The sequence below is a fragment of the uncultured Brachyspira sp. genome, assembly GCF_944390595.1.
GTDB lineage: Bacteria > Spirochaetota > Brachyspiria > Brachyspirales > Brachyspiraceae > Brachyspira.
Window position 1 is genome coordinate 1 of record NZ_CALXRN010000098.1, and the last position, 9,241, is coordinate 9,241.

The 9,241-nt window shown below is 28.2% G+C and carries 7 protein-coding genes and 1 pseudogene; 7 read left to right on the forward strand and 1 reads right to left on the reverse strand.

The genetic code is table 11. From position 1 onward, the window contains the following. The 6 genes and pseudogenes from Q0J90_RS05115 to Q0J90_RS05140 form a co-directional block, all read left to right on the forward strand. Nucleotides 1-863, forward strand: a pseudogene (locus tag Q0J90_RS05115) (hypothetical protein); the annotation flags it as partial. Between the two features lie 41 nt (nucleotides 864-904). Continuing rightward, nucleotides 905-1,846, forward strand: a complete 942-nt coding sequence (fmt, locus tag Q0J90_RS05120) for a methionyl-tRNA formyltransferase (RefSeq protein ID WP_297276880.1) — start codon at nucleotides 905-907, stop codon at nucleotides 1,844-1,846. Nucleotides 1,847-1,859: 13 nt separating this feature from the next. Next, nucleotides 1,860-2,498, forward strand: a complete 639-nt coding sequence (locus Q0J90_RS05125) for a PASTA domain-containing protein (protein WP_297276874.1) — start codon at nucleotides 1,860-1,862, stop codon at nucleotides 2,496-2,498. 77 nt (nucleotides 2,499-2,575) lie between these two features. After that, entirely contained in the window at nucleotides 2,576-3,373 is a 798-nt protein-coding gene (locus tag Q0J90_RS05130; protein ID WP_297276875.1) for a class I SAM-dependent methyltransferase, read from the forward strand. Nucleotides 3,374-3,410: 37 nt separating this feature from the next. Next, nucleotides 3,411-5,147 carry a DUF342 domain-containing protein gene (locus Q0J90_RS05135; protein ID WP_297276876.1) on the forward strand — a complete coding sequence of 579 codons (1,737 nt, stop codon included), beginning with the start codon at nucleotides 3,411-3,413 and terminating at the stop codon, nucleotides 5,145-5,147. 15 nt (nucleotides 5,148-5,162) lie between these two features. Beyond that, entirely contained in the window at nucleotides 5,163-5,858 is a 696-nt protein-coding gene (locus Q0J90_RS05140; protein ID WP_297276877.1) for a flavodoxin family protein, read from the forward strand. Between the two features lie 147 nt (nucleotides 5,859-6,005). Here Q0J90_RS05140 and Q0J90_RS05145 read toward each other — a convergent pair whose 3' ends face one another. Further along, nucleotides 6,006-7,289 carry a galactokinase family protein gene (locus Q0J90_RS05145; RefSeq protein ID WP_297276878.1) on the reverse strand — a complete coding sequence of 428 codons (1,284 nt, stop codon included), beginning with the start codon at nucleotides 7,287-7,289 and terminating at the stop codon, nucleotides 6,006-6,008. Nucleotides 7,290-7,547: 258 nt separating this feature from the next. Here Q0J90_RS05145 and Q0J90_RS05150 point away from each other — a divergent pair. After that, a partial coding sequence (locus tag Q0J90_RS05150) for a methyl-accepting chemotaxis protein (protein ID WP_297276879.1) occupies nucleotides 7,548-9,241 on the forward strand: 1,694 nt, incomplete at its 3' end.

Genomic DNA, 9,241 nt, shown 5'->3' on the forward strand with positions numbered 1-9,241 from the left:
CTGAAACTGGAAATTTAATAGTTAATATAATAAGCTCTATAGTTTCATACTTGGAAAAAGATTATATGTTTAGAGATATTTTTGATAATTTAGATCTGCTGAATGATTCCAATATATTGAGTCATGGGAATAGAGTATGTATACTTATGATAGAATTTCTATATTATTATAATAAGGCTTTTAATAAGGGATTAAGTAATAAATTAAGACAAGATTATAAAAATATATATTTAGAGCAATATAAGAAGATACTTTCACATTTTAATGTTATTACAACTATAGAAAAATTAGAAAATGTATTTAAACTTGGTATAAGAAAATTTACTTCTTCTGAAATTATCAATTATGCTATAGGTGCTTTTTACCATGATACAACTATGCTTAATATGATGGATTTTGTTCCAACAGATGAATTTATCAAAGATGGAGATTTTAAAGATTTTCATACATCAAAGGTGTATTATTTTCTTAAATATGTAATGAATCAAAAAGATGAATCTTCATTAATTGCCGGGCTGCATCATGAATGTTATGGCTACGGCAGCGGTATATTGAAGAATTTTGTTAATAAAAAAATTAATGATCCAAAATATAAAGTTGAATTTTTGATGACATTTGAACCTGATGATATTATTAATGCAGAGGCTTTAGCATATTTCCCTGCTAAGATGTTGGAAATTGTTGATATATATGACAGTTTGAGTTTTATGGGCGGAACTAGAAATGAAGATCCATCAGAAGTTGTTATGTTTATGAGAGAAAATTTCATAGAAGATAAAATAAAAATAGATCCTATAATATTTAATCTATTTGTTCAATTTTTATCTGAAGTTAAAGGAATAGAGCTGCCGTCAGAGAATTAAAATATATTTGACTTTTAATGATAAAAATATATAATGTAAGCATGTATAATGTTGTAATAGCAGGTTCTACGGATTTCACATCAGATTGTATCATACAATTAAAAAATACAAATAATGTTAATTTGTGCGGAGTTATAGCACCTATTGATACAAAAAAAGATAGAAAGGGAAATATAATCAATTCTCCGACAGTTGAAACAGCGTTAGAAAACAATATTAATCTTTTTCAGCCTGAAAGTATAAATAAAGATGAATTTTATAATGTACTTACGGATTTAGCGCCTGATTTTTTAATAGTAGTAGCTTATGGTAAGATTTTAAATAAAAGAACATTAGCGCTTCCAAAAATAATGCCTCTTAATATACATGGTTCTCTTTTGCCGATATTAAGGGGAGCAAGTCCTGTAGAACATGCATTGCTTTATGGTTTTGATAAAAGCGGTACTACATTGCAGAAAATGGATGCTAAACTTGATGAAGGCGATATTATACTTCAGCATGAAATATCTATAGATTCTAATTGGCAGTTTAATGATTTATATGATAAAATTAAGGAAAGCGGTGTTTATCTTCTTAAGGAATTTTTTACAGATGTTGATAAATATATATCAAACATGGTAAAGCAGGATGATAGTTTAGCTACTTATTGTACAAAAATAAAAAAAGAAGATGGTAAATTAGATTTTTCAAAATCAGCATATATATTACATAATATGACAAGGGCATTTGTGAGATGGCCTACGGCATATTGTTTTTACAAAGATATGTCTGTAAGAGTTTTTAAGAGTGAATATAGAGAAACTTCAAATAATTGCAGTTCAGATTTTGGAAAAATAGTAGATTTTGATAACGAAGGTATATATATTCAGGCACTTAACGGCATTTATATTATAAAAGAATTACAAAGAGAAGGTAAGAAAAGACAAACAGTAAAAGAGTTTTTATGCGGTAATAAATTAATAAAAGGTGAATATTTTACTTAAAATTGAGGGTTGTATGGATAAATTAAAAGAAATATTTAAGAAAGTTGTATTTTATATCAATAAATTTATAAAAATCATTTTACCTGATGGTATTACAAGTGATCCAAAATCTTTTTTAGTATTCAAAAGATTAATAATTTTTGCTATTTTGCTTTTTGTTTTACAAGGCATCATTGTAACTATGATAGTGTTTGTAACTGTTAAATCCAATGGAGAATCATTTGTTCTTCCGGATGTTCAAGGGGCAGATGTATTTCAGGCATTCAATACACTTGAAAAAGAAGGCATGAATTTGAATGTACAGACACATTACTTTGATAATTATCCTTTAGGTACAGTAGTAAGTCAGGAGCCTAAAGGAGGTATTAGAGTAAAAAGAGGGAGAACTGTATATTTAGTTATTAATGTTGCAGAACAGGCTCTTATAAAAATGCCTGACGTTACAGGTATGAAATATGAAGAGGCAGTAAATATTATTAGCAATAATGTTATTAACAGTATGACAAATGTAAAAATACTTCCTAAGGTAGAGGTAAGCGATGATATGTATGAGAATAATGTTGTGCTTTCTCAAATACCTTCGCCTGAAGATGTTGTAGGTATGAATACAGAAATAATATTAACTGTTAATAATAAACCAACTCAAGAATAATAAACTATAGGCTTTTTACTATTAAAAAATAAAGAAAATACCTTTTTTTTCCGAATATAATATTGGAGAGTTGTACAGTGGGATCAAAATGTGAATTTTGCGGTAGCGACAAATCAGAGGTTTATATAAAAACTGATTTAGTAAGCTACAATAAATGTTTAAATTGCGGACTTATATATCAATATCCTATATTGAGTCAGGAAGAGATAAATGATATATATAGTGATAATTATTTTGAATATGAAGTAGCTAATCAGGAAAATTTTTTCGGTCTTATGAAATTAGCTTTAAAAGACATAGGATTTGAAAAAATAGAGAGTGAATTGCCTAATAAGAATGTACTTGATATAGGGTGTGCTACAGGTATGATGCTTAATTATCTAAAAAGTAGGGGATATAATGCTCAAGGCGTTGAAATATGTTCCTCATCAGCAGAATATGCAAGAAAAAATTATAATATTACTGTTCATGAGAAACCTCTGCTTGATATAGGTTTTGAAAGTGATTATTTTTCTTTTATTCACTTCTCGCATGTTATAGAACATGTTCCAAATCCTGGAGATACTTTAAAAGAAATATATAGAATACTTGCTAAAGGCGGATATTTAGCTATTACAACACCTAATGCAGAAGGAATGTTCGCTAAGAAATATGGGGGTTCTTGGAGAGCTGTAATGCCTCAGCATTTATGGTTGTTTTCTAAAACTACGTTATCTCAATATATGAAAAATATTGGTTTTAATATAATTAGTGATTTTTCTTGGGGATCTATACCTGTAGAAAAGAAACCTAATAAATTTATTAAAGCTTTTTTTGATAAATATGTTAAATTATTTAATAGAGGGGATGTAATGCTATTCTTATGTAAGAAGTAAATAGCTTTATTGTTTGAATTGATTTTAAGGAGAATATATGAATAATGACAATGGTAAACCAGCTTTATCAATAGATGCTAGTAATTATGAATTCTTATTTGATAATACTGTAAATACGAGAGAAATATATGATCAGATAGTTGATGTTGATAGTAATGATCAAAATTTATATGATGAATTACTAAGAAATTATGTTTATCCTGGTGATACCGTATTAAAATCAATTTCTAAACGTGAGGTCATTAAAGCTGGTAAGAATGTAAAATTTGATAAGATGACTGGTTCATATAAAAGCACTGCTCATGGATATGTATTTTATGATGAATTAAAATCTGTTTCTATAATACCAGTTATTAATGTTTCAGATAAGTGGCGCGGTGTGATGCTGCTTCCTCCTCAAAAAATTTTGAAAAAACAATTATCTATAGAAGATATACAGTCATTAATAGCAGAAATTCATATTAAATTAATGGTAAATTATGATAAAGTAGGTGAACTTGTAGATCATAATGTTAAATACAATGAAGGAGTTATGTGCGTCTTTGTAGAAGGAAGAAAACCAATAGACGGAAATGTTCAAAAAATTATATTGGACTATGATTTTAGTATAGATACAGGAAAAGAATCTGAATCTGGTTCTATAGATTTTAAAGAGAGAGGATTTATACATAATATAGAGGCTGGTATACAAATAGCACATTTTATGGAGGCAAAACCTGCTATTGATGGTCTTGATATATATGATACTGTTATGGAAGCTCATTATGATGAAGATCCTTGTTATAAGTTAGGAAAAAATGTTACTGTTGATCCTGACGGTATTGTTATAAGAAGCGGTATCAGAGGTATATTGACTAATCATAATAATACTTTATCTGTAAGTACAGTTGCTGAAATAGATAAGGTTGACTTATCTACTGGAAATATAGAAGTTAATGGTTCTCTTATTATTAAGGATAATGTAGCACCTGGATTTAGTATAAAGACAGAAGGCGATATACTTGTACGCGGTAATATAGAGGATGCCCAAATTGAATGTGCAGGCAATTTGATAGTATCAGGAGGAATAATAGGAGGTCCTAACAGCACTATACGTGTTAATGGCAAAATATATTCTTCCTTTATTAGAAATGCTACTATAATATGTAAAGGAGATCTTTTATCAAATCAGCTTGTTAATGCTGAAATAGCATGTAATGATAGAGTAATTGTTTTAGAAGGTAAGGGTGTTATAATAGGCGGAAATATTAAAGCTTTAAATGGCGTATGGGCTAAGAGCATAGGATCTATGAGTGAATCAAAAACTACAATTACTGTTGGAAGAGATGCTGAAGCTGATGCAGAGTTTAAGAATATTGTTACAACTGTCAAAACAAATAAAGAAGAAATCAGTAAGATTAAATCTCTTTTAGGTACTGAATATTTTAAAAATCCAAAGGCATTTATAGAAAGAATACCTCCAAATAAAAGAGAAGGTATTAAAGATATATTGAAGAGAATTACAAATCTTGTTAAAGAAACATCTCAGTTAGAAGCTAGAAGAGATGAAATGAGTGCTGAGTTTGAAAAATTATCTCACAGCAGCATTACTTCAATGGAAGGCTTTTTCCCAGGTGTTACTATTTATATTTCAAGTGTTAGAAAATATATATCTAAAAAGATTTCAGGTACAGAATACTTTTTCTCTAAAGAATTAAGAGATATATCTGAGAAAGCACCTAAACTTCTTCCTATAGAAGAATATGATTTTCCAAGAGATATAAAAGCAGATTAATGGATAAAATCATATATGAAAATAACTGTTATACATGGACAGAATCATAAAGGATCCACCTATCATATAGCTAAAATGCTTTATGATAAATTAGATGGAGAAATAAAAGAATTTTTTTTGCCTAGAGATTTTAATTCTTTTTGTGTAGGATGTAATAACTGTTTTATCAAATCTGAGTCCTTGTGTCCTCATTATAAAACTCTTAATCCTATTACAGATGCTATGGATAATTCTGACATTATTATATTGACAAGTCCTGTGTATGTTTATCATGTAACTGGTGCTATGAAAGCTTTTTTAGATCATTACGGATATAGATGGATAGTCCATAGACCTAATGAATCTATGTTTAAAAAGCAAGTTGTATGCATTTCTAGTGCTGCAGGAGGCGGTATGAAAAGTGCTAATAAAGATATGGCAGATAGTGCTTTCTTTTGGGGAGCAGCTAAAATATATAAATACGGATTTGCAGTTAGAGAAGTTACTTGGGATAATGTAAAAGATGACATAAAAGAGTCTATTTCTAAAAAAATGAACTTAGCAGCGATAAAAATAAAAAGAGAATACGGTAAAGTAAAACCATCTATAAAAACAAGAATATTTTTTAAGGTAATAAAATCGCTTCATAAAAAGAAAAACTTTACAGAAAACGATTTTAACTATTGGAATGAAAGAGGTTGGCTAAATAATACTATACCTTGGAAAAATTAATAAAAGATTAATTAATATATCTGTTTTGAAAATTAGCATAATAATTTTAATGTATAAAATTATAAAAAATATTAATTTAGTTTTGAAACAAGTTTACTAATAAAAAAGATAATACTAATATTTTAGCCTTGTATTTTATTTTATATATTATATTTCACAAACAGGAGATTGTCTTACTCTTATTTTTGCAGCACTTCCTTCACCAAATATTGAGTTCATATATTTTTTGTATTCTTCAGCTCTATTTATAGGTATTAAAGCCTGTATAGTTCCTGCAAATCCGCCTCCATGAACGCGGCATGCTCCATCATCTTTTAAGAAATCTTTTGTTAAAGTAATAGCCAATGCTACACCCATATTTTTTGAACTTGTAACAGAATAACAGTTTTGTAAATACATAAAGCTTGAAAGTCCTGATTCATTCATAAGTTTTATGTATGTTTTTATGTCATTATTTTTTAATGCATTTATTTGATTAATTACTCTTTCATTTTCTTCTAAAAAGTGATATGCCCTCATTATTGCTCTGTCTCCTATTTCTAATCTTAATTTTGAGGCATTATCTATTAATTCTTGTTTATTTATTTCTCTGCATACCTTTTTTCCAAAATAATTAGCAATGGCATTCATTTCTTCTCTTATTGCAGCATATTCATTTGTTAGTCCGCTGTGATCTCCCTTAGCATCTACTATCATAAGAGCGTATCCTTCTTTTTCGAAATCGTATTCAACTTTTTCTATTATAGGATTATCATTGTCTTTGAAGTCTATAGACATTATACCTCCTACAGAACAACCCATTTGATCCATAAGTCCGCAAGGCTTTCCAAAATAAACATTTTCAGCATATTGCCCAATTTTTGCTATATCAATTTTACTTATTTTATCATCATTGTATAAAGCATTTTGTATTTCGCCTATTAATGATTCAAAACTAGCAGAACTGCTTAGCCCGCTTCCAATAAGTACTTTATTGTTTAATGATATTGTACATCCGCCTGTATTATATCCTTTATTTTTTATTCCTGCACATACTCCTCTGTTTAAAGCATTAGATTTACCGTATTCATCTTTATCTATATCTAAATTATTTACATCTATTACATCCGGATTGTTAGAGTAATCTGTATAAACTACTATTTTATTGTCATTTCTTTTTGAAACAATTGCTAATTTATCTAAATTTATTGAAGCGGTTAATACGCATCCGTTATTATGATCTGTATGATTTCCTGATAGTTCTGTTCTTCCAGAGGCACTGAATAAATATACCTCTTCGTTTTTGTCTATATTTTCAAAATGTTTTATTGTGTTGTTTAGTCTGTCGTATGCCTCTAATATGCTGTCTCTATCTCCTCCATATATTGAGGAAAATTTTTCATCCATATTTTTTTCTTTTATTAATTCTTTTAATTGATTTATATTGTACATACTAACCCTCAGCTTATATAATACTTATATAGTTATGATATATAATTATATAAAATTTGTCAAAGATAAAATTGTAAATATTTTTATATAAATTTTATTTACATAATGATTTTATATTTACTTAAAATTTACTGATTATGTAAAAAAATAGAGGTTTTTTATTATTTTTAGTAAAAAATATTTACATTACTATAGACTTTTTTGATTTTTTGTAATATAATATTATTATAATAATTGAGCTTTATATAGGGGTTATTTATGAAATTTATGCAAACTTTGAAATTTAAAATGCCTTTTACTATCATATCTTCTGTAGCCTTAATGCTTTTGATACTTATGATAGTAATAATATCTGCTTCTGCAATATTTATGGAAAGAACTGCTATAAGCGGGTTTATGGAAACTGCTGATGGATATAGAGACTTAGTTTCTATATGGATTGAAGATCAGGCAGATTTGACTTCTGTTATATCAAAAGAATCTGAATTTTTAGATTATTTTGAAAATCCAAATCAGGATACTTTATCTATAGCAAATGGTGAATTTAATGAGCTTTTAAAAGAATTGGAATCTCATTTTTCAGCTTTTGCTTTAATAGATTTAAATGGGAAAGTAGTTTTGGATACAGCTTCCAATGAACATTTAAACACTGTAACTCAGAAAACTATATGGAAAGAGCTTCAGGAGCATAATTATAAATATGCTATTGAAGATGAGATTTATTTATCATCTGTTACAGGAAATTATGTTATAGGAGTTTTAGCAGGAGTATTTGATACTAATTCAAGACCTGCCGGAGTTTTATATGCAGAATTAAGATGGGATTCTTTTGTTCAAAAATATTTCTCTGAAATAACTATAGGAAAAACAGGAAACATATATATAGTTAATGAAGATGGAAGAAGAGTAGCACATAAAGAAGTTGAAAAAGTTAATACTATATCTATAGGTTCTAAAAATGCTTTGTCTGCTGCAGCTTCACAAAGAAAGGGTGCTTTGCATTATGAAGATGAAGGTAAAAAAATAATGGCTTTTTCAAGACTTGAAAATATAGATTGGATAATGTGTGTTACTATGCTTGACAGCGAGTTCTTTGCTAATAAAAATACTTTAATAAAAATAACTATAGTTTTGAGTGTATTGCTTCTTATTATTACATCATTCATCGTGGTTTTATATGTTAATAAAAATATATCAAGAGTTTTATCAAGAATGGCAAATGATTTGAACAGACTTGGAAACGGAGATTTAACTGTATCAGCACCTAGTAAATTTTTGACCAATAAATATAAAAATCATGAGTTTGGAATAATAGCTAATGGATTTAATAACACTATAGAAAAATTAAAACTTATAGTAAGTAATATAATAGACTCTTCTAATAATATAGAATTAACATCCAAAGAGTTAGCAAGCGGAAATAATGATTTGGCTTTAAGAACACAGTCTCAATCATCATCATTAGAGGAAACCGCTAGTTCTATGGAGCAAATGGCATCTACTATTAAAAATTCTGCTGAAAAATCTGTTATAGGAAATAATATGATGAATGATTCAAAGAAATCTGTAGAGGAGGCAGGAATTATAATAGACAGCACTACAAAAAGTATGGAAGCTGTTTATGAAGCAAGCAGAAAAATAACTAATATAACAAAATTAATAGAAGATATTGCTTTTCAAACTAATATATTAGCATTGAATGCATCAGTTGAAGCAGCACGTGCCGGAGAGCAGGGCAGAGGTTTTTCTGTTGTAGCTTCTGAAGTTAGAACTCTAGCACAGAATACTCAAACTTCTGTTAAAGATATTACTTCTTTAATAGCAGATTCTGATGAGAAAATAAGAGTAGCAACAGAAGCAGCAAGAAAATCTCAGGAGATATTTACAGATATTAAAGATAAAATAGAAAATACAGCAAATATAATGAGAGATATTTCAAGTACAGCAGTTGA